21 protein-coding genes and 1 pseudogene are annotated in these 21,641 nt (G+C 46.4%); 17 read left to right on the forward strand and 5 right to left on the reverse strand.

What is annotated here, in order from left to right; translation table 11 throughout:
- Nucleotides 1-110 precede the first annotated feature (110 nt).
- Nucleotides 111-782, forward strand: coding sequence for an HAD family hydrolase (locus L6H65_RS05495; RefSeq protein WP_236339497.1), 672 nt, complete (start codon nt 111-113; stop codon nt 780-782).
- 64 nt (nt 783-846) lie between these two features.
- Here the strand turns inward: L6H65_RS05495 and L6H65_RS05500 are convergent, their stop codons facing one another.
- A complete protein-coding gene (locus L6H65_RS05500; RefSeq protein WP_236339498.1) occupies nt 847-1,059 on the reverse strand; it encodes an HAD family hydrolase in 213 nt (70 codons plus the stop codon).
- A 304-nt stretch (nt 1,060-1,363) separates the two neighbouring features.
- On the opposite strand from L6H65_RS05500, the gene L6H65_RS05505 reads away from it, so the two are divergent.
- The 10 genes and pseudogenes from L6H65_RS05505 to L6H65_RS05550 all read left to right on the forward strand — a co-directional run bounded on the left by L6H65_RS05505 (nt 1,364) and on the right by L6H65_RS05550 (nt 11,216).
- A complete protein-coding gene (locus tag L6H65_RS05505) occupies nt 1,364-2,362 on the forward strand; it encodes a phosphotransferase (RefSeq protein WP_236339499.1) in 999 nt (332 codons plus the stop codon).
- Between the two features lie 258 nt (nt 2,363-2,620).
- Entirely contained in the window at nt 2,621-3,472 is an 852-nt protein-coding gene (locus tag L6H65_RS05510) for a stalk domain-containing protein (protein ID WP_236339500.1), read from the forward strand.
- A 222-nt stretch (nt 3,473-3,694) separates the two neighbouring features.
- The gene (locus tag L6H65_RS05515; RefSeq protein ID WP_236339501.1) at nt 3,695-4,267 is read left to right on the forward strand and encodes a class I SAM-dependent methyltransferase; all 573 of its coding nucleotides are present in this window, start codon (nt 3,695-3,697) and stop codon (nt 4,265-4,267) included.
- Nucleotides 4,268-4,410: 143 nt separating this feature from the next.
- Nucleotides 4,411-5,241, forward strand: a complete 831-nt coding sequence (locus L6H65_RS05520; RefSeq protein WP_236339502.1) for an inositol monophosphatase family protein — start codon at nt 4,411-4,413, stop codon at nt 5,239-5,241.
- Nucleotides 5,242-5,639: 398 nt separating this feature from the next.
- Entirely contained in the window at nt 5,640-6,209 is a 570-nt protein-coding gene (locus tag L6H65_RS05525) for a GNAT family N-acetyltransferase (RefSeq protein ID WP_236339503.1), read from the forward strand.
- A gap of 323 nt (nt 6,210-6,532) precedes the next feature.
- Entirely contained in the window at nt 6,533-7,387 is an 855-nt protein-coding gene (locus L6H65_RS05530; protein ID WP_236339504.1) for an aminoglycoside 6-adenylyltransferase, read from the forward strand.
- 125 nt (nt 7,388-7,512) lie between these two features.
- Complete coding sequence (locus tag L6H65_RS05535) at nt 7,513-8,412, forward strand: AraC family transcriptional regulator (RefSeq protein ID WP_236339505.1); 900 nt, start codon at nt 7,513-7,515, stop codon at nt 8,410-8,412.
- A 96-nt stretch (nt 8,413-8,508) separates the two neighbouring features.
- Nucleotides 8,509-9,600: a serine hydrolase domain-containing protein gene (locus tag L6H65_RS05540; protein WP_236339506.1), complete on the forward strand. Its 1,092-nt coding sequence runs from the start codon at nt 8,509-8,511 to the stop codon at nt 9,598-9,600.
- A 646-nt stretch (nt 9,601-10,246) separates the two neighbouring features.
- A pseudogene (locus tag L6H65_RS05545) lies at nt 10,247-10,417 on the forward strand (Crp/Fnr family transcriptional regulator); the annotation flags it as partial.
- 61 nt (nt 10,418-10,478) lie between these two features.
- Nucleotides 10,479-11,216 (forward strand): SDR family oxidoreductase, encoded by a 738-nt coding sequence (locus L6H65_RS05550; protein ID WP_236339507.1) that lies wholly within the window; start codon nt 10,479-10,481, stop codon nt 11,214-11,216.
- Between the two features lie 263 nt (nt 11,217-11,479).
- On the opposite strand, the gene L6H65_RS05555 is transcribed toward L6H65_RS05550, so the two are convergent.
- Entirely contained in the window at nt 11,480-12,268 is a 789-nt protein-coding gene (locus tag L6H65_RS05555; protein WP_236339508.1) for a TerC family protein, read from the reverse strand.
- A gap of 368 nt (nt 12,269-12,636) precedes the next feature.
- Here L6H65_RS05555 and L6H65_RS26755 point away from each other — a divergent pair, with 368 nt between their 5' ends.
- Nucleotides 12,637-13,038, forward strand: a complete 402-nt coding sequence (locus L6H65_RS26755) for a GNAT family N-acetyltransferase (RefSeq protein WP_371877668.1) — start codon at nt 12,637-12,639, stop codon at nt 13,036-13,038.
- A 146-nt stretch (nt 13,039-13,184) separates the two neighbouring features.
- On the opposite strand, the gene L6H65_RS05560 is transcribed toward L6H65_RS26755, so the two are convergent.
- On the reverse strand, nt 13,185-14,399 hold the full coding sequence (locus L6H65_RS05560; protein ID WP_236339509.1) for an MFS transporter: 1,215 nt from the start codon (nt 14,397-14,399) through the stop codon (nt 13,185-13,187).
- 279 nt (nt 14,400-14,678) lie between these two features.
- Here L6H65_RS05560 and L6H65_RS05565 point away from each other — a divergent pair, with 279 nt between their 5' ends.
- Nucleotides 14,679-14,966 carry a hypothetical protein gene (locus tag L6H65_RS05565; RefSeq protein WP_236339510.1) on the forward strand — a complete coding sequence of 96 codons (288 nt, stop codon included), beginning with the start codon at nt 14,679-14,681 and terminating at the stop codon, nt 14,964-14,966.
- Nucleotides 14,967-15,111: 145 nt separating this feature from the next.
- Here L6H65_RS05565 and L6H65_RS05570 read toward each other — a convergent pair whose 3' ends face one another.
- Entirely contained in the window at nt 15,112-16,287 is a 1,176-nt protein-coding gene (locus tag L6H65_RS05570) for a TerD family protein (RefSeq protein WP_236339511.1), read from the reverse strand.
- Nucleotides 16,288-16,466: 179 nt separating this feature from the next.
- Entirely contained in the window at nt 16,467-18,599 is a 2,133-nt protein-coding gene (locus L6H65_RS05575) for a DNA topoisomerase III (RefSeq protein ID WP_236339512.1), read from the reverse strand.
- A 679-nt stretch (nt 18,600-19,278) separates the two neighbouring features.
- Here L6H65_RS05575 and L6H65_RS05580 point away from each other — a divergent pair.
- From L6H65_RS05580 to L6H65_RS05595, 4 genes are read left to right on the forward strand one after another with little or no spacing between them, the layout of a single operon-like run.
- A complete protein-coding gene (locus L6H65_RS05580) occupies nt 19,279-19,800 on the forward strand; it encodes a DUF6886 family protein (RefSeq protein WP_236339513.1) in 522 nt (173 codons plus the stop codon).
- Nucleotides 19,801-19,832: 32 nt separating this feature from the next.
- Entirely contained in the window at nt 19,833-20,417 is a 585-nt protein-coding gene (locus L6H65_RS05585; RefSeq protein ID WP_236339514.1) for a hypothetical protein, read from the forward strand.
- Between the two features lie 13 nt (nt 20,418-20,430).
- Nucleotides 20,431-21,249: an aminoglycoside adenylyltransferase domain-containing protein gene (locus L6H65_RS05590; protein WP_236339515.1), complete on the forward strand. Its 819-nt coding sequence runs from the start codon at nt 20,431-20,433 to the stop codon at nt 21,247-21,249.
- Nucleotides 21,242-21,601 carry a hypothetical protein gene (locus L6H65_RS05595; RefSeq protein WP_236339516.1) on the forward strand — a complete coding sequence of 120 codons (360 nt, stop codon included), beginning with the start codon at nt 21,242-21,244 and terminating at the stop codon, nt 21,599-21,601. The genes L6H65_RS05590 and L6H65_RS05595 overlap by 8 nt, the downstream gene beginning before the upstream one ends.
- The last annotated feature ends 40 nt before the right edge of the window (nt 21,602-21,641 follow it).

Below are 21,641 nucleotides of genomic sequence, written 5' to 3' on the forward strand. Positions count from 1 at the left end.
TATAGCGTTTCCATCATTCGACTAGGAGTGAAGATTAAAGCGATACGGCAAAGACATCTGTTACATAATATGGTATTATTTCTTTGGTGAAAGAAACAGGAGGTATTCTTGTGTGGAGGATTAATACCGTTATTTTTGACTTAGACCAAACATTACTTGATAAAGACCAGTCATTGGTAAGCTTTTCAATTTATCAATATCAGCATTTTTCCTTGCATAGGTTCATCTCAGACAGGGACATTTTCATAAATAAATTTAAAGAGTTGAACAACATTGTAATGCCCAAAGAGGAAGTATACGAAAAGCTGGTGAACTCTCTTGGCATTGAAAGAGAATTGTATGCGGGATTGCTCGATGATTTGAATCATAATTTCCATCTCTATAGTGTTGGATTTCCTGGATTGCAGGAAACACTAGAATGGTTAAAAGCGAAAGGGTATAAACTAGGTATGGTAACCAATGGCAGGGCGTTTTATCAGAGGAATAAAATCGAAGCGTTGGGAATTACTGAATATTTCGATGATATTGTAATTTCAGGCGCAGTGAATTTAAGAAAACCTGACCGTGCTATTTTTCAACTGGCATTAAGTAATTTAAACGCACAGGTGGAATGCACAGTTTTCGTTGGCGATAGCCTGGAGGCGGATATAATTCCTTCTAAGGAATTAGGCATGTTCACAATTCTAAAGAGCAAGGAACTCTCTAACCACCCCTCTGTTGACGCTGTATGCGATGATTTAGCCCAGATTCCAAACCTTATCGTTGATCTTATGATGGAATAACTATCATCCATGGCTGGATAGGGTTATACGTTGATGAGAGAGCGGATGTATGAAGTAAAGATACCTATTGCTCATTCCGGAGGAGGTCAATAAATTGCTGAATGTTTGAAAAAATGATATCGGGTGGGGTTTCAAAAGTTGAACTTTGATATGTCGATAGCCATTGAACACCGTAAGTTCTAATTCCAGCTGCTTTGCCAGCTTTAATATCGGCGTTGCTGTCACCGAGAAAAACAGCATCTTTCTTATCGGTTTCCAAGATGGTTAATGCTTTCAAGATTCCCTCCGGGTGAGGCTTCGGTTTCTCGACGCTTTAAACGAGAGAGGCAATGTATCTGCTAGCGTGCCATCAAAGTCAAATAGTACCGTTTTAGTAGGCATAGTATCACTTCATAGATAGATTTTTTCATAGTATACACTATTTTACTAATATTGCCACATATGATTTATCCACGCGCCCTAAGTCCTCCCAAGCATAGCCAAGGGTGGTCGTTGCACATGGGTGTTGGCATATCCTTCGAGGACGTGTACTTTGACGATGCTTGATCAGTATTCCTAAACATCAAAAGGGGCTGCAAAAATTGAGTAATATAATACAGCTTGAAAAGCTATGCAACGACTTCATGCTCGGAGAGATAGTAGATGTGCCTGTAGCTGTGACAGGCGGGTTTATGCACCGAATGTATGCTATACAAACCACTTTGGGGAGATACGTAGTCAAAGCATTAAACCCCGAAATCATGCGCAGACCCACAGCCATGAATAACTTTATTGCCTCAGAACGGATTGCCAATGTAGCTGCGGGCTATGTGTCTGCACTCCCAGCCAAAATGTTCAAGGGGACTTCTATTCAAGAAGTAGACGATCAATTCTATCTTATATTTGATTGGATAGAAGGTAGAGTTCTGAAATTAGATGAAATAAATACGGTCCACTGCGGAATAATAGGCGGTATTCTTTCAGATATACATAAAGCCGATTTTTCAGAGCTCGTTATAGTGAATAACGGGTCAAATGACAGACAGTCAACAAACTGGAGCTTCTACTTGGAAAAGGGGCGGGAAAGCAACGCGGAATGGGCCAACCTATTGTTTGAACAGATCGAGAATCTTCATGCCTGGAACAAAACGGCGATTGCATCGACAAATCTGCTATCCTCTGAAGTCGTTATTAGTCACGGGGATCTAGATCCTAAAAATGTGATGTGGAATGGAGATACTCCGATCCTTATAGATTGGGAATCAGCGGGATATAGAAATCCTAAGCAAGACTTAATTGAAACAGCGATGTATTGGTCTGAAAATGAGCGGGGGCAAATTGATAGAGATAAATTTTCAGCTTTTATAGCTGGCTACAAAAAGTCGCAAGGAACACTGCAAGCTAATTGGGCAATGACATTAGCAAGCGGGTTCTTGGGGAAGTTGGACTGGCTTGAGTATAGTCTAAAACGTTCTTTATGGATCGAATGTACGGATGAAGAAGAACAAAGAATGGGGACTTCCCAAGTAACGGGGACGATACATGCAATAATACGCTATGCGGAGACTATTGCTGAGGTAGAAGAATGGCTTGATCATTGATATGGAATGAGGGGCAGCGGCTTTTTCAGTTCCTAGATGGCATACATTGTTTGCCATTTGCTTCATGGATAAAGCAAGTTCCCGAAGTTGTATATTTACGAAACTTTGGGTTAAGAAGTATATAATATAAAATATATAAAGAATTACATTTAAGATGGCGATCATATATAATGAATTTTGCAGAAAGGAAAAAATGGAATATTAATAATCGAGATGCATAGAACATTATCATTTAATAATTAGGGGGAATTGGGTTTTATGAATATTTCGAAAAAAGCATTTGTCTCTACCATTTTGGCTACCGGATTATTATGCGGGGCTGTTGGCGTCTATTCTTCAAATGGGGTTGCTGTAGTACAAGCCTACCTGAATAGTACGATTAAGTTCACTGTGAATGGAGCTTCCTGGACTCCTAAAGATGCGAACGGAAAGAAACTCTCGCCTCTAGTCTACAATGGTTCTACCTATCTTCCCGCCAAGGCGGTCGGTGAAGTATTGAATGCGGAAGTCCAATATAATGGAAACAGTAAAACAGTTGCAATTACAACCACGGGTAGTGCCAATGCCGGAGAACCTTATAACGATGCACCAACACCTGCAACAACAAAAACACCTACAACAACTACAACACCTCAGCAAAGCAGCCTTCCAAGCGAGGTGCTCACATTGCCTGCCAATTTTGATCTCGGTACTTCAGGTGAGAAATATAAGCCCGTAGGGCTGGCTTTTATCCAAGCTTACGGAAGTGCCCTTCTCTCTGGATCAAGCTCTGAGCTCAATGCTTTGGTTGATAAATATATGATTGATGATATAGGTAACAATAATATGGGCTACAAACAAAGTGCGAAGGACTATTTGGCCAAAGCAATCGCCGCAGATATCAAGAACAATGATAGTGCCACTATGGAGAAGTATGCGGCGCTATTAAAAGTCACACCACTTAGTGATGTAGAAATTAGCAGTAGTTTCCAAAATAAAAGCGAGAACTCTGCTACTCTAGCCTACAAAGTAATGGTGCCTGGTTTCATTTATAGTTTTAATATCCTTTTAGAGTTCGATATAGACAATAAAACGAACACTTATCTTCTAACAGATATTTCGGTTCTCTAAAATCTGAAACGTATAGAGGGAGTGCTGGCCCGTGGGGGCTAGTATTCCTTTTTTTTCATATGTCAAAAAAGAGACCTCCCGCATAAGTTCGCTGAATTTAAATGGTAACGTTGACTCACACTATAAAATAAGTAATAATTGGAAATATAAAACTAGTATTCATCCTAAAACAATTACTGCAATTACATCTGTCTGACCTACGCTGTTAAATGGAGGTGTTTTATGAAAGCAATCATTGGTGCAGGACGGACAAGCTATGATGGTTGGCTCAGTACACAAGAGGATGAGCTGAATTTGCTGTCTATAGAAAGCTGGAACAAATTGTTTGAACCGGATAGTGTTGATGCGCTGTTGGCAGAACACGTATGGGAGCACTTAACGTATGAGGAAGGGATTATTGCTGCGAAGCATTGTTATGCATTTTTAAAGCCCGGTGGGTATATTCGTTGTGCGGTTCCAGATCAAAACTTCCGAAACGAGTGGTACCAACAGATGGTTCAGGTCGGTGGCCCTGGGCCTGCGGATCATCCGGCGGCATCTCATAAAATAGTGTATGACGCAAAAACCTTCGTACAAGTATTTGAAGCCGCAGGGTTTGAAGTCTCTTTGTTAGAATATTGTGATGAACAAGGAGATTTTCATTATACATACTGGAATGAAGCGGACGGGAGAATAGGAAGGTCCTTTCGATTCGATACAAGGAATTCTACCGAAGGAGTTGGCATGGTATCTATCATTATAGATGCAAAAAAGCCGCTCATAATTAAAAGCAAGATCGATGACAGGAACGATTAGGTCCGAGGGAATGGCAGCCACTCGGTGCTGCTAAGCGCAGGCGGAAGACGCAGCGCGCACGAGGTTTGACCGCCGATGTGTGACCGAGCACCGCGTGCCGCGCGCGGTGCTTTTACAACGTGAGAATGGGGAGCGATGATTCAATGATTTGTGATACTAAACCCAATGTTATAAAGATTGCAAAAGAAATAGCGATATCCGCCGCACTTGAAGCTGGCAGACTAGCTAAAGGGTGGTTTGATAAGCTGGACAACTTTGAAGAGAAGGGAGATTACGGCGATATTGTCACAGAGGTAGACTTGTTAACAGATAAACTCATTGTGAATAAGATTCAAAGCATATTCCCTGAGCATCAAATTGATACGGAAGAATCTGGCCATAACAATAATGAAAGTGATTGGCTATGGCTAGTAGACCCATTAGATGGGACCAATAATTATGCAATTGGCTTACCCTTATTTACTTGCTCCATTACTTTATTGTATCAAAATGAACCTGTTCTCGGTGTTGTTTACGAGCCTGTAGTCGACCGCTTGTTCGTATCAACGCTCAACGAGGGCGCATATTGCAATCAGAAGAGGCTGTTTGTTAACAAAAAAAACGATCTGAAAAAAGCCACCATTGGCTGGATTCAAGGCCATAAAGTTCAGCAAGATCAACGAGCAGTGCATTTAAGGCAATACATTGATATTAATTGTAAGAGAATGATGAGATTGTGGGCGCCGACTCTGCAATGGTGCATGCTGGCCAAGGGAGATTTAGACGGGATTATATTATACAATTCTGAAGGCGCAGATCTATACTCTGGCATTTTGATGGTCAAAGAGGCTGGAGGTATTGTGATCGATTTCGAAGGGAATACCTTCACGGGTATGAATTCGGAGCCGTATCTCATTGCTTGTCACCCGGATCACAGGGATTATTTCATTGATATGGTGAATAAAGGAATGAGCTCACATCACTACAACGGATAAGGGGTAATTCCTTTCGCCACAGAGACTGCTGGAAGAGGCAAAGAGGCATCGTTATGAGCTTGTGTCCTTGCTTCGCGCAGTTCCGCATGCTGAGTTTGCAAATGCATTTGCTTCTCAAAGCTCTCATACGCTTTCTAGCTTTGTATACGAAATGTTCGTATTACACGATACACATCACCGCGGACAAATTGAACGGCATTTAGCTAGCGCACGAATTTTGTGCGATTGACCCCCCGCGATTTCGCAATCCCAATGGAAATTATGGTAAAATAATTCTAAATTGTACTTACTGGGGGTTGCGATAACAATGAAAACTGTGTTCCGTTAAGTTCGCGGCCCGCCGTCTCACGCCATACACTCCGCCTGTTAAAATTATGTCAGCATTTAGGAGGATGAATATGGAAATTGTGATTCAGGAGCTTGTGGCTGGAGATGAAGTCAACTGGAATATTATAGATGCTAGTTTCACTGTCGATTCTACGCTTGTCCTGTCCCTGAGGGGTCGACATATCGGATTTACGGTGAAAGAAGAAGTTTCTAGCTATACGAAAAGCTATACGGAGGGCCGTTCGGAAGAGCAGTCTCTAGAAGAAGCGGACAAAGACTATTCCGCATACATCGATAGCCCGGATCAAATCGTTTACTTGGCCTGCATCGAGCGTCAAGTAGTAGGCTATATCGTACTGAAACGGAACTGGAACAAATTTGCTTATGCTGAACTCATAGCAGTCGACAAGAAATATAGAGGGTATGGAATAGGCCGCAAACTGATCGAACAAGCCAAGCGATGGGCGAGAAACGGTGGTATGCTCGGAATCATGCTGGAGACGCAAACCAATAATGTGGGTGCGTGCCAATTTTACGAAAGCTGCGGCTTTGTAATAGGCGGACTTGATCTTCACTTGTATCAGGGCTTTCCTAAGCATAAGGAAGAAATTGCGATTTTCTGGTATCTGATCTTCGAATAACGACTAGCATATTGTCCCGTCAGTCCCGTCAGTCCCGTCAGTCCCGTCAGCCCCGTCAGCCCCGTCAGCTCCGTCGTACACGCGTGCTTTCGCGGTTAAGGGGAGCACGGTAGCGGCAGGAACAGAGTAAGAGCCCAGAGCGTGCGCCGGACGCGGGTTGGGGCTGTGAAAGGTTGCCGATGGCAGGCTTTCACAGCCCTATTTGGGTTGTTCTGCAACCTGACTTGCAATCAAGGCCACAGCCGCTGCAAGGGCCGAAGCCAAGGCAGAGCGCTTAGCATGGAATTCGATTGGGATAGATATCGTAAACACTGGAGGAAGCTATGAGAACAGAATCCGAGGTTATCAATCAACTCTTATTATTTGCTCACGCCGATGAGAGGGTAAGTGCTGTTATTCTGAATGGGTCGCGAGTAAACCCGAAAGCGGCCAAGGATATTTTTTGCGACTACGATCTCATATTTGTCGTCACTGAGCCTAGATATTATGTGGATCATCAGGATTGGATTGGAACATTTGGCGAACTGATTATGATGCAGCAAAACGATATAGAGGCGAATGGCGGGGAGGAATATATTTTTCTTATGCTGTTTGCGGACGGGGTAAGAATCGATCTATCATTCCGCCGAGCGGAGACCGTCAATGAACACATTGAAGATAGCCTGTCTAAAGTGTTGTTGGACAAGAACAATGTGCTGAAAGCGTTCGCTCCTCCCTCCGATGCGTCCTATTTGATCATTAAACCTTCGGCCGATGAGTTCCATAAGAACATGAATAATCTCTTGTGGTGCTCAACGAATGCGGCCAAAGGCTTGTGGAGAGACGAGCTGACCTATGCGAAGTTTATGTTGGAGATTATAGTGCGGGATCATTTAATAAAGCTGTTATCCTGGCATGTTGGAGCAGAGCATAACTGGAGCGTTAATCTGGGAACGGCCTCAAAATGGCTTAAAAACTATCTTCCTGAGCCGTTATGGCACGCATTCGAGCGCACTTACAGCGGTCCGGATTTTCCGGAAATATGGGATTCCCTGTTTGAGATGATTCGACTTGCCCAAGTAGTAGGGCAGCCGCTTGCGGCAAAGCTTAACTATGAATACTCTGTCCGCGATTATAACAACGTGCTGGCTTATTTGGAGAGAGTGCGGGCTCTTCCGAATGACGCGACTGAAATCTAAGCGAACGAAATTTAGATGAATGCCTGCGCGACAAAGGGCTGTGTCTGACTCCACATAGAGAGCAAGAAAGATCAAGAACAATAGTTCGCATCGGTTTACAATATAACAGGAGGGAGCTAGCCTGGATGCCAAGTTACGAAAGCGTGATGCAACGGGTGATAGATGAGATCGAGGTCAGATTGGGAGAGGATTTGAAGGTATCCGATTTGGCGCAGCTGTCGAATTTCTCGGACTTTCACTTTCATCGGGTTTTTCAATCTATAGTGGGATTGCCCGTCATGGAATACGTTCGCAAACGCAGACTGGTTCAAGCAGCATTCCGCGTGGCCACGACCAATGAGAAGCTGCTTGTTATCGCTCTGAATTGCGGCTTTGGCACACCGGAAACCTTCATTCGCGCTTTTCGCAAAATGTACGGAATGACACCGGGCGAGTATCGGAGGAGGGGGATTCATCCCCCTGCTTACGCCAAGGTGAACGTGCTTCAACGGAATATCAATCCCTATTTAGGAGGAATTCAGATGAATTATGGCATCATTACAAAACCAGGCTTCGATGTGATCGGCTACTCGATCCGCACCAGAAATGCGGATGGCGAGAACAATCAGGACATTCCAGCGTTCTGGCAGCGCTACATGCAAGAGAACATGGGCAAGCCATTGTATGAACAGGCCGTTTCGAATGTGGAGCTTGGCATTTGCGATGATTTCGATATGGATGCGGGCGAATTCAGCTACATTATTGGAGTGGAAGCCAGAGAGGGCGCGGAAGTGCCGGAAGGTGCGATTTCTCGTCAATACCCGGAGCAGACCTATGCCGTTTTTACGACACCGAAGGTCAGTCCAGATCGTTTCGTCGAATCGATCCAGAGCACTTGGACAGCTATATTCAGCGAATGGTTCCCTCACTCCGGATATGAGCATGCGGCTGCTGCTGAATTTGAATATTATGACGAGCGAAGCTGGCGTGATCGCAACGAATTGTTGGAAATGGATATCTATATTCCGATAAAGTCGAAAGCTTAAGCGTAGAACGGAATTGCGTTCCTTTGGCAGAACAGAACGATGTGGAATAGGAGCGGGTATCCCCCCCTGTCCATACAACGGAAAGGAATGGATGACATGGACCTGGAAGAAAGGGGATTGCCGGATTTCCAAGCTAGTATGAATCATTACCGCGTTCCGGGAATCGGAATGACTGTCTTTCGGGAGGGCATAATTGAGTGGTCAGGGGTCCAGGGAGTTGCAGAGGCAGGCACACTACATAAAATTACAGCGGAGAGCCCCTTCCATGCATGCTCTATGAGCAAGATGGTCACCGCTATCGGGGTGATGCGTCTAGTCCAAGAGGGTTTGCTGGACTTAGAGGAAGATATAAGCCGGTATTTGGTTTCATGGCGGCTTCCGGAGAACGCGTTCACAGATCAAAGGAAGGTCACACTGCGCAGTTTGCTGGCTCATCAGGGGGGATTTGTAGACCCGGAGGGAAGTTTTGACGTTTATTATAAAGGGGACCCGTTCCCCACACCCGCAAATATACTCGAAGGAAATACCAGATATTATCCAGAACCTGCACAAGTGAAGTACATGCCGGATAGCCAATTTTCTTACTCCGATGCTGGTTATACAATTGTAGAGCAAATCATCGAAGATGTAACAGGAGAGTCCTTTGCCCAAGTGATGGAGAGGGCCGTAATTGCGCCACTTGGCTTATCGCGGACATTCTTCTGGGGCGGCGATGCCGGAAGCGGGGCGAGTTTGGATATAGACAAGGCAAGAGATGGAGCGGTGACAGGACATGACAAACACGGCCGTCCTGTTGAGGGGAAGCGAGCGCATTATCCTAATTTATCCGGTGCCGGTTTATGGACGACCGCTACTGAGTTTGCATTATTGTCTATGGAAGTGACCAAGGCCTGGAATGGTGATACAGCATCGTTCTTGCGACCAGATTTAGCTCGAATGATGCTGACTGGGCACGGGTGTGCGAAGGGAGTTGGCCTCGGGGTTTTCCTTCCGAAGGAAGGTAAGGAGCCACATTTCGTTTCCCAAGGTTGGGGAGTAGGCTCTCAGTGTATGATGGTTGCGTACCCAGAACTAAACAGCGGTATCGTTGTTATGACAAATTCTGAACCGGGAAAGCATCAGAATGAGGCATTGGTAGGGGAAGTTATTCGAGAAATTAGCAAGAAGTATGGCTGGCCGAGCGTGTAGGGGAGATTATTTATTGTTTTGGAAGTTTTAAGTTGCAGATAAACGTCGGCAGGCTGCAAACAATAGCGTTGCAGCCTGCTTCCAGCCGATCCGCCCTTAAGATAAGAATCCACTCGCTTCATCCCATTCCAATAGTTGAAATCCTTTTCCCGGGAAGGAACGATGGCTTACGACGTCTACGGCTTGCAACCGCTGTGGCCAGCGGAAGCATGGGGGACAGTGGGATCTCATCGTATTCACTCCCGGGGGGAATGCAAACTTGAATGATGTATAATAGGCTTGGAAGGGACTGGATTGTGAGAAAATAGAACATTTTGAGGTTTGACGTCGACTAGTACCTTGACCACTTCTGAATAAAGGTTTGGCACCGACAAGCAGGCCAGTGTGACCCATTGTATATGAATAATCACATACATTTGGTCTTCAAGGAGCTAAATTCGCAATTGTATACGATAAATCACATACATTTGGCCTTCAAGAAGCTATATTGCGAATTGTATACGATAAATCACATACAATTCGCAATATAGCAAACGTGGAGCCCGTTCTATTCGAAAAATCATAGAATGAATACGGGCGAGCTTGTTCATATGCACACCCAAGGTTAGCCTATCCAGTGGGATTATACCACACCCAATAGAATTTCAAGAAAGAAGAAAGGGAACGGCAGCTCCTATTCTTGATTGCGGATGAACGACAGCAAGCTTTTCGAGAGGAGTATCCAGGACTCGACCAGCGCATTCCGCAGTACCAGATCGCCTTCTATTGGGGCATCAGTCCAGTCTCGCTCAGCCGACTGGAAGAAACATTAACATAGGTTAATGAGCTGTCCGCTCCCCCAAGCTATGATGGAGTCATACGAAGGGGGAGGATTAGGTTTGAATATAACAGGACAAACGGTGCTTATTACGGGGGGCGCTTCAGGAATAGGTCTGGCGGTTGCGAAGAAGCTTGCTCGGTTGAACAATCAGGTTATTATCGCAGGGCGCGATCCCCGGAAGCTGGAGGCAGCATGCGCTGAGGTGAAGGAGCTGATCGCCATCCCTTGCGATATTAGCAAGGAGGAGCAACGCTTATCGCTTGCGTCTGAAGTTGCTGAGCGATATCCGAAGCTGACGCTGCTGATCAATAATGCAGGGATACAGTTTCAAAGCCGATTCGATAGCAACCCGCCGTCGCTTGAAGCCATCCACGAGGAAATGGAGACGAACTTCGTCGCCGCGGTGCGGCTCATCGCGCTTATGATACCGAGTTTGCTGAAACAACCGGAAGCCGGAATTATTAATATGTCATCCGGGCTCGCTATCGCTCCGAAAGCAGGAGCGCCAATCTATTGCGCTTCGAAGGCGGCTTTGTCCGCATTCTCACGGTCGCTTCGCTATCAATTGGAGCCGACCCCGGTCCGAGTGTTCGACGTGCTTGCTCCGCTCGTCGATACAGCCATGACCGAGGGCAGAGGCAAGGGCAAGATAAGTCCGGAGCGCTTCGCCGATGAGCTGGTGGCGGGGGTGGCCAAGGATAAATATGTTCTGCATGTGGGCAAAACCAAATACTTATACGCGCTCTCCCGTCTGCTTCCGAAGCTGGCTTACCAGATTACGAAGAATGGGCTGTGAAGAAGAGCTTCTCGAATCCCGGTGCTCTGATAAACACGTGGCTACTACAGCCACGGCAGTTAGAATACGAAGGTATGTTGACGGAACATGGAAAGTAATTACTGTACTGTCAGGGCAAATAAAGTGCAAGTGACCAAAGAAATATATGAGAAATACAAAAAGCCGCCAAAATCGGCGGCAGTTATATTTTTGCGTGATTATATCCAGAAGAAATTCGCATTTGCGAGGCGAACTTCTTCGCTGGATGCAGGATGGAATACCGATTATGCGGCGTTGACCTTCTCATTTTCTTTGTTCTTGCGCCCGGACAGGAACCATCCGGTAGCGGCGATAAGAAGAAGCACCACATAGAAGGTCAGCTTCCATGCTGTCGATTCTGCAAATTCGTGCGGGATGACGTGCAGCGACGGGTGTGCCAGTGTATGGACAGCGAGCTTGACGCCGACCCAGCCAACGATGAAGAAAGCAGCGACTTCCAGCGCTGGTCTGCTCTCCAGCAGCTTCACGAACATATTCGCGGCGAATCGCATGATCAGAAGGCCGATAAAGCCGCCCAGGAAAATAACGATAAAGTGCCCGCCGTCCATTCCGCCGATCTTCGGCAAGTTCGTTGTCGGCAGTGCTACAGCAAGCGCGACAGCTGCCAGAATGGAATCAATAGCGAAAGCGATATCCGCGATTTCGACCTTGAGAACCGTCAGCCAAAACCCGCTTTTTTTCTTCTCTTTCCCTGCATTCTGATTCGCAGAATCTTCGCCTTTCTTTACGATGAGTTTTCGGAAAATGTGGTTCAACGCAATAAATAGCAGATATAGCGCCCCAAGTGCCTGAACCTGCCAAACATCCACCAGAAACGAAATCGCGAACAACGAAGCGAAGCGGAACACGAACGCGCCTGCCAGACCATAGAACAGAGCCTTCTTTCGTTGTTCCTCAGGCAAGTGCTTCACCATAATCGCCAATACAAGCGCATTGTCAGCTGCCAGCAATCCCTCAAGCGCGATCAATACAAGCAGTACCCAACCATACTCCATCAATAATTCAAATCCCATTCCACTTCCCCCTCTGACCGAAATGATGAGCCTACGCTTATTCTCTCCACAAAAGTAAAGAAACCTTCGCCAAGTATGGGCAAAGGTCTCGCTAACAGCGCCGTATCACGGCAATGTCAATAAAGCCGGAGAATGTGAGTTCTCGTATTGACGACTTTATTGTGACAGCTACTCCCCTTTGGAGTTTGGTTATCCATACGTTTGCGGTATGCGTCTTACAGAAAAGTAGTACGTTGAACGAGCCCCCCGGTTTCATTAATGTTCTCTCGTAAAAATGGAGGTGTGAAATGTATCAGTGTCGTCCTGTACTGGCTGAAGATTACTCATTCATTTGTTCGTTTCCTCAAAATGCAGAGGAATTATTTTATATGTTTCCTACAGCTGTCTACCCATTGACAGTGGATCAGATTGAAGGAAACTCGAATAGCAGATTAAAACCAACAGTGATCCTCAATCACAGTGGTCAAGTCACAGGGTATTCAAACCTATACAATTACGAAGAGGCCGAACGGTGTTGGCTCGGAAATGTAATTTTATCACCCGGTTATAGGGGAACAGGCTTAGCGGAGGCTTTAATAAATAACATGATAGCTATTGCACGCAATGAGTTGGTAGTGAAGACATTGCATCTATGTTGTCATAGTACAAATACAAGAGGGCTGCTGTTTTATTCAAAGCTAGGTTTCAAGCCGTATGATCTAACAAAGATTACTGGAAAGCAAGGGGAATTAATTGCCGGGATCCTTATGAGAATCTCTCTGAACGATTAATTGATATCGAGCTGCGCGCGGTGCGGAAGCTTATTGCATGGGTTGAAATAGCAGCAATGAAAGGCTCATATACAGCAAAGACTGCCGGCAAGATGCCGACAGTCTTTGAAAGCCATAGGATACCATATTACTACACTGCAAAAACACTATTCAGCGGTTTCGTTTACTTGCAATCGCTTGAATTGGGTTAGCAGATAGCCTCCTGTCAATACGGTTACAACCCCTGACCAGAAAAACCACGATTGAACGCCATACTTCTCCACGATGGGACCAGCCAGCAGCAATCCGAACGGTGAGGCGATCAGCATCACGCTGGTAACAAGTGAAATTACGCGACCAAGCATTGCAGGCTCGTACGCTCTCTGAATCATAGCCATATACGGCCCGTTGAAGAAAGGAGCGGCCGCTCCCATTACGAACGACAGAACGACAAAGATGTAGAAAGCCTCACTGCTGATTACTCCGCAAGCCAAGCAGGTTAAGCCTATGACAATCAGGCTCCAACAAATATACGTAATATCCTTCCACTTCGAAGCTGCGACGGCCAACAATAATCCGCCAAGTATCATACCGACACTGAACACAGCCTCGACAAGGCTTGCGCTATATCCTCCACGTCCAAAATGCGATAGCGTCATAAAAGGAAACAGTGTCGCAAGCGGCATAAACGCCAAGCTGAATATCGCCGTAGCCAGCGTAATGATGACGATTGCTCTAACTTTAATGAAAGCCCGCCAGCCCAGCATAAATTCGCTTATGAAGCTGGGTGATTGCTGCGCATCCGGCTTCGGCTGGTTGATGCGGACGAATAGAAGCATGAGGTTGGCGATTAATGCGCCTGCTACGTCCAAGAACAACACGACGCCAAGGGAAGTTGCTGAATAGACAGCAATACCAAGCGCCGGACCGATCACGGTGGAGAACGAGAAGACCATCTGGTGCCAGCCGGCTACCCGCGTCAATTGATCTTCGGGAGCCAGGAGTGGAATGGATGCCTGGAATGCCGGGGCGTGGAAAGCGGCGGCGACAGAACGCACCATTAATATGAGATAAACAAAGCCCAGGCTGGGATCGCCCAGATAAAAGTATATACCTAGAACGAGACTGAAGAATGCAATCGCGCTATCAGCTGCGATCATCGTTGTCTTGCGGTTCCATCGATCCAGCCAAACGCCGATAAATGGACCTAGAATCGCTTGCGGCAAAAAGCCGACAAGTCCGGCTATAGTCAGCACAATTGCCGACTGTGTTGTTTCAGTTAAATGCCAAATAATAGAGAATTGAACCATGGAGCTCGTTAATATGGAGAAGATCTGCCCGGTAAACAGAATCGCGAACGCTTTTTTCCAATGAGTTGTCATACAAAGACCCATCCCTTCGAATTTAGATAATGTGACAATGAAAACACAAATAAACCCTTACCATCTCTTTTTAAAAAAAATGGCTGAGCTGCGTGGTCCATTCTCTCATTACCATATCCGCTTGAAATGAATACCCAAAAGAAACACCTCCAAGTAAGCTACAGTTCAGTTTATCAATGACTGGATAACTTTTCAATAGAAACAGAAGAAAGGACAAAACTTCTGGACTGGATAGACGATTGCGGCTAGAGTATGATGAGTGTATAAGGAGGGGACGATATGCGATTTGAAGAGTTTCAAATTAACCAATGGTTAGAAAGCATTACTGTCGAGGAGCAAGCTGCGATTAAAGGTGTATTCAGTAAGCAATATAACGTAAACATTGTATTTTCACCCGAGGGGCTGGCGTCTTTGGACATAGAACTGTTGGTCCCCCTGAGAGATTGCATCCGTGGACTTGTACTGACTAAGACGAGAGTGCCTAATATGATAGACGAACACGCTTTGCGTTCGAAGAAGCTGTCACGTAAAATTGAGTTTGGAGCCGTAAGGGACTCGGAAGAATAAGGGTATTCAGATTGAGAGAGTGTCGAATACGGATTTGAGGACTGCGACAGGTTAGGAGCATGTGGCCTGCTGCAGCCCTCTGGGACCTGGGTGTTGTTCCGACGCTTGCAGCCGCAATTTGGGTTGGCGGCAAGACAATGCCATATTAACGCTTGAACTCGACTGGTCCCTTATCCATCAGAAACGTGCCGTCATCGTTAAGCTTGGGGGAATTCTCCCTGAATGCTTTCGAATAAGTCTCGACGTGACTGATCTTCATCTGTTGATTATCGGTGAAATCAATATGGGCGATGGCTACCCAATAGGAGAACTTATTTTTCTCCAGCAGCGGGACCACGATCGTTTGCCCACTATGGTTGTCCACCTCCGCTCGGGCTTTCATTGCATTGAAGCTGCCGAACCCATTGGATAATGCACTATACGCGCAAAAGAGTACATATTTCAGATTAGCAGTCGAATGAATCGTGATGGTCTCTGTTCCTGCTGAACGAGAATCCCCATCAAGGACGATATAGGGAGCTTTGTTGGCATCGCCAAGCTGTTTATAGTAGATTTTGTCGTTCACACCGTCATTCGTTACATAGAAGCAATAGAGATCAAGATCCTTGGCGTTGTTGTCCCAACGCAGCTTGGCGGTTATCTTGTTCGGTTTCGCAATCGAGACGCTTTCCTTCTTCTTCAGATCCAGCTTGCTTAATGTAAAAGGAGCTGCTACAGGCGGTTGTGGTTGTTCTGCCGGCGAGGGCTTCACCGGTTCAATTATAGCATCCTCTTCAGCCTCAACCTCCAATCCATAGTGGTTGCACAGCGCTGCCAATCCACCGTTGAAGCCGCTGCCGATCGCGCTGAATTTCCATTCTCCGTTATGCAGATAGAGCTCACCGACAACAATGGCGGCCTCCTGCTGCAGATCTTCCCCAAATTCATAATGGAGCAGTTGTTCGTTGGTATTCGGGTCGACGAGACGAATATAAATGTTCGAGACATCTTTGAAGTATTGTCCCGCCTTCTCCCCTTCATGAATCGTCAACGTAACAGCGATTCTCATAATCTCCGCAGGCAGCTCCCGCAGCGAGACATCTATTCGTTCCTTATCTGCTCCCTCTAGCTTGGCATGTACGACTGCTTGAGTAGGGCTGGCAGGATTGCCATAGAATACAAAATCCTCATCGCGTTCGCATATCCCTTTGCCTGTGAGCAGAAATGCGGCGCCGTCAATTTCCATATTTGCAGCTGTAGTCTCCCACCCCAGATATAAGCTTACTCGGCCCAGACCTCGATTCTTGCTCACATCTGCTTTCTGTCCTCGCATCAATTTCATAGATTGGGAACTCCCTTTCTTCATCTGACTGATGGGTATGATTCTCTTAACATATAACTATGTGTTGCGTATAATTTCTACATTTGGGAACGAATACCCTTCAGCAGCAGACATAAGAACGCGCCCCGCCTCAGTTGTTGGCTGAAGGGGGCGTGTTCTTATTTGTTCAGGCGTGAGGGCTATCCCTTGCTGTTCTTCTTCTCCATAGCGGCCTTGAGCAATTCGCCAAGGTTGGAGCCAGCGGACTCCTGACTTTTGCCGTATTGCTGGACAAGCTTTTGCTGCTCGCGCTTATTGATATGTTTGCTATCCTTATTCACCATTTCCGTAATGCCGCATGACAAGCACTGCACATACATGCCGGCCTTGCCTTCCTTCATCTCCATCTTCTTATGGCATTGGGCGCAGCGGCGATTGGACAGTCGCTTCTCGTCGGAACGGCGGTAGCCGCAATCCTCGCTCGGACAGACAAGCACGAGTCCGCGTTTAGATTTCTTCTCCAGCAGCCGTGTGCCGCAGTCTGGGCAATGGCTGCTGGAAACGTTATGCGGTTTATAAGAAGCGTCACTCTTCTTGATGCCGGACACAAGCCCCTGTGCCATATCACGAATCCCTTGTAGGAAGGGCTCGGGCTTGCCTTGTCCGCGGGCGATTCGTTCCAGCTCGGCTTCCCAGCTGGCGGTCAGCTCTGGCGACCGCAAGTCCGTAGGAGCAAGCTCAATCAATTGCTTGCCCTTGCCCGTTGGGTGAAGCTGGTTTCCTTGCCGCTCAATCGTATCCGAGCTGACAAGCTTCTCGATGATGTCCGCCCGTGTCGCTGGCGTTCCAAGCCCATGCTTCTCCATTTGTGTCAGCAGAGCCGCTTCATTGTACCGTTTTGGAGGCAATGTCCGTCCGCTCTGAATGCGACACTGCTTCACGGTTAGCGATTCGCCTTCACGCAGCTCAGGCAGAACTGCTGTGCTCTCCTCGGACTCCTCTTCATTCTCGTCGTCCTCCAGGGAGCGCATGTCATAGACTGCACGCCAGCCGCTGTCTTTGATCGTCATGCCTTTAGCGAACAAGGTTTCGCCAGCCATGCTCACAGTCACAGCAACCTGATCGAACCGGGCTGGAGCATAGAACAAGCTGATGAACCGTCTTGCAATGAGATCATATAATTTGCGCTCTTCCGTGCTTAGCAGGTTCAGATGAACGGCCTGCTCTGTCGGAATGATCGCATGATGATCGGTTACTTTGCTATCGTCGATGATGCGTTTGCTAAGCGGGAGCGTGCCTCGCAGCAAAGGTCTTGCCAGCGGTGCATAGGGGCCTACCGCTATACTCGCCAGCCGTTCCTTCAGCGTATCCTTCATATCCGAGGTCAGATAGCGGGAATCTGTTCGCGGATAGGTGACCAGCTTATGCTGCTCATAGAGCCGCTGCAGCACATTGGAGGTTTGCTTCGCCGAAAATCCGAGCAGGCGGTTAGCATCCCGCTGCAGCTCGGTCAGATCGTAAGCGAGGGGATGCGGCACGGTTTTCTCGCTTTTCTTAAGGCTGGCGATTTTGCCGGTGCGTCCTGCGAGCTTTTCCTGCAGCTCTTTCACTTTCGCCTCGTCAAATATTCTCGAATCCCCGTTCGTTCCTTTCCATACTGCCTCGAATTTCCCCATATCGATGCGGAGAACACTGTAATGGTCGGATCGGAATGAGAGAATGTCGTTCTCCCGCTGCATAATCATGCCAAGGGTCGGCGTTTGGACGCGTCCAGCCGATAACGGGGCCCCGAATTTACAGGTTAGGGCGCGTGTTACATTGAGTCCGATCATCCAGTCTGCTTCGGCGCGGCAGCGGGCGGATTGGAACAATCGGTCAAATTGGCTGCCCGGCTTCAGCGAAGCGAAGCCCTCCTTGATCGCTTTGTCGGTCTGCGAGGAAATCCATAGCCGCCGAAAAGGCTTTTTCCACTTTGCCCTATCGATAATCCATCGTGCCAGCAGCTCGCCCTCCCGAGCCGCATCGGTTGCTACAATCAGCTCGCTAATATCTTGCCGCTGCATGAGGGCTTGCACCGCTTTAAACTGGTGGCTGCTCTCGCGCAATACTTTGAGCTTCATTTGGCCAGGCAGAATCGGGAGATCCTCAAGCGCCCACGTTCCAAGCTTCACATCGTAATCCTCAGGCTCAGCCAGTCCCACGAGATGGCCCAACGCCCAGGTTACGACATACTTCGGCCCTTCAATATAGCTTTTGTTCTTATTGTGGCTTCCCATTACACGCGCGATTTCTCTTGCTACTGATGGCTTTTCCGCCAAAATTAATGTTTTCATATGCGCAAAGAAACATTCCCTTCTCAATTATTCTGCCTCCGGCTACAACGGTGGCCTTGTTACATACAGCATATTTCAATTAGGCCTCCATCCGAAGCTGTAACGAGCGTTCCAGCGCGCCTCGGCCCACTTTTCCGAGCTGTAACGCGAGATTTCCGCCTAAATGGAGCTAGCCAAAGGGCATTCTGCGATGCCTTGGCATCTGTAAGAAGGTTTTTCAGTGTTTCAGCGCGCCTTGGTCCATTTTTTCGAGCTATAACGTGATATTTCCGCCTTATGGAGCTAGCCAAAGGGCATTCTGCGATGCCTTGGCATCTGTAAGAAGGTTTTTCAGTGTTTCAGCGCGCCTTGGTCCATTTTTCCGAGCTATAACGTGATATTTCCGCCTTATGGAGCTAGCCGGAGAGCTTGGGGGCTATTATTTGGACCAGTAAACACTACCCCTCAAGTACACAACATTGTACTTTCTTCCAACTAATTATACTATCTTGCATCCAGGTATTACAGCCCGAGGGGCTGCAGGATTCTGATCGGCATACCCGATACAGCACAAAGGCAAGGGAATCGCCTTGTAATTAAGTAATATTCTTCTTTTATATATAAAATTTTGATATCATTGAATATCTGATCTATCATGGATGGTTCACGTCAAAGTCATTTAACAAAGGGGCCCATTTTAATGAAGCAGCTGTTTCATTTTAGCGAGGAAAGCGCCATAAAAGTTTTTGTGCCCAGAGTGAAAGAGAATCGCAGGGATATGCCGCCTGTCGTCTGGGCGATTGATGACAGGCATGAATTTACCTTTTACTTTCCCAGAGAGTGTCCGAGAATTGTTTATACGAGAACGAATGATATGACTGAGGAAGATAACAGCAAATTTTTTGGTCTGACTAATTCGGATATTATCATCACGGTCGAAACGGATTGGTACGAGCGAATGATGAACACAACCACTTATAGATATAGAATGCCTGCCGATTCTTTTCAACTGTTTGATCGGACTGCCGGATATTATATTTCCACTCAAACCATAGTGCCAGAGGAGGTTGAACCGCTCAATAATCTGGTGGACAGACTGATAAGTCTCAACATTGAAGTAAGATTCACTCCAAACTTGTATCCGCTGAGAAACGCTATTCTTAGCTCATCTATCACTGATTTCGGCATACACAAATTTGCTAATGCCATGTCCGAGACATAGGATTCGAATGTGAGAGAGTAGGAGGAATAATAGTGAATAGAATAAGCTTAATTATCCTGTGCATAGTAATCGCATTCGTTCTGTCATCATGTAATAACGAGAGCAGTAATGCTTCGATAATCGAGCAGCCCCATAAGGTTGCAGACACAGCTGGATCTGGAATAACGGTTACAGCAGGGGGAAGCGAAACAAATGAGGCTGTAAAATCAAATTCAAGGTCTATCGAGATTATTGATTACGAGAATACGGAGCTTTACCAAATGATTATGAATGATTCTAAGGGCTCCATTCCATATGTCGAGCTTGGTGAAAGCATACAAATCGCCTTTAGCGGCGAGCCCCCTGATTCATATCAATTAACGGATAACGTCTTGCTTGAAGACGGAACTATCAAATATGGGGGGCAGAGGCAAGCCGTGAGGCCTATCAATATTAAATTCGATCATGGAATCGGGTCCTTTATCCTTCGGGGGAATATGTCGACTATGTATAGCTCTAACATGAAGGATGATGAGCCGGGTGCAACAATACGCGGTTTCCGATTAACAGGTACGTGGAAGAACGAAATAAAGGAATATGTATTCATAATCCGAACAGATGCGCGTAAAAAAAGCTAACGAGGGAGCGCCAATGGATTTGGCAAACAGCGGGATATATGTGAATACGGGGCTGTATCTAGACAATATCGTCTCACTCTTTAGAGAAGAGCTGAGTGGGAATTTAGTAGGCATTTACTTGCATGGCTCATTGGCAATGGGATGTTTTAATCCTCAGAGAAGTGATATCGACCTCATCGTTGTGGTCAAAGAGAAATTGACGGCGGACAATAAGAAAACAATCGCACAAAGGATTTTAAAGATAAATGATGAACTGCCCAATGAAAGAGGGCTTGAGTTCAGCGTGATCATGGAGACGCATCTGGAACCGTTCGTTTATCCTACTCCATGTGAGCTTCATTATTCAGATTTTCATAAGGAAAGGTATCGATCAGATGAGAACTATGTTTGCGGAGGATATGATGACAACGACTTAGCGTCACAACTGGTTGTTGCCTATTACAGGGGGATGCCCTTATATGGCCGACCCCTCAATGAGCAATACAAGCCTATTGCAAGACAATACTACTTGGCGTCCATTCTGCATGATATAGAGGGTGCTTCTCAAGATATTGTTGATCATACGATTTATGTGGCGTTGAACTTGTGCAGAGTGCTGTTCTTTTTGAGAGAAGGAATAATATCCTCCAAAAAAGAGGGGGGAGAATGGGGACTCCGCTCACTTCCGAATCAATACGAAGACGTAATCAGAAAATGTTTAGATGAGTACACAGGGATTGCAGATAAGAGTGGATTTGATAGTCAGCTTCTGTCGGAATTTGCTGATTATATGCTGCGCGAAATTGATTTCATTGTCCATCGCGACGTAGTGGAGGGAGCAGGGGATGTCTAAATTTAAATGCATTCGTATAGCTGCTGTAATTGGAATATTGATTCTGAGCGGGTGCAGCGGGACAACTTCGGAGCCAGAAATACCTGCTATTGGGAACTCTACTTCATGTAAGGAACCACCGGAGGTTCTGAATTGGCTGGGTACGAATTATAGCCTAAAGGAAGCAAGCACCTCATTGGAACCAGGTATGAAAATTGGCTTTGTTCAATGCGATGATGGAAGATTTGCACTTGGAGATGAAGGGCCACAATCATTTCGTGTATACAGCAATGGCGACCCTCGGACCAATAATGACTTGCTTTTCTTAGGCGCATGGGGAAGAGCGTTATATACAAAGCAAGGTGAAAAGTAATGGCTTAAACGACCCAAAGACTTTCATATCGGCGTCAATT

Origin of the sequence: Paenibacillus plantiphilus, from assembly GCF_927798095.1 — a bacterium.
Classification (GTDB): Bacteria; Bacillota; Bacilli; order Paenibacillales; family Paenibacillaceae; genus Paenibacillus_Z; species Paenibacillus_Z plantiphilus.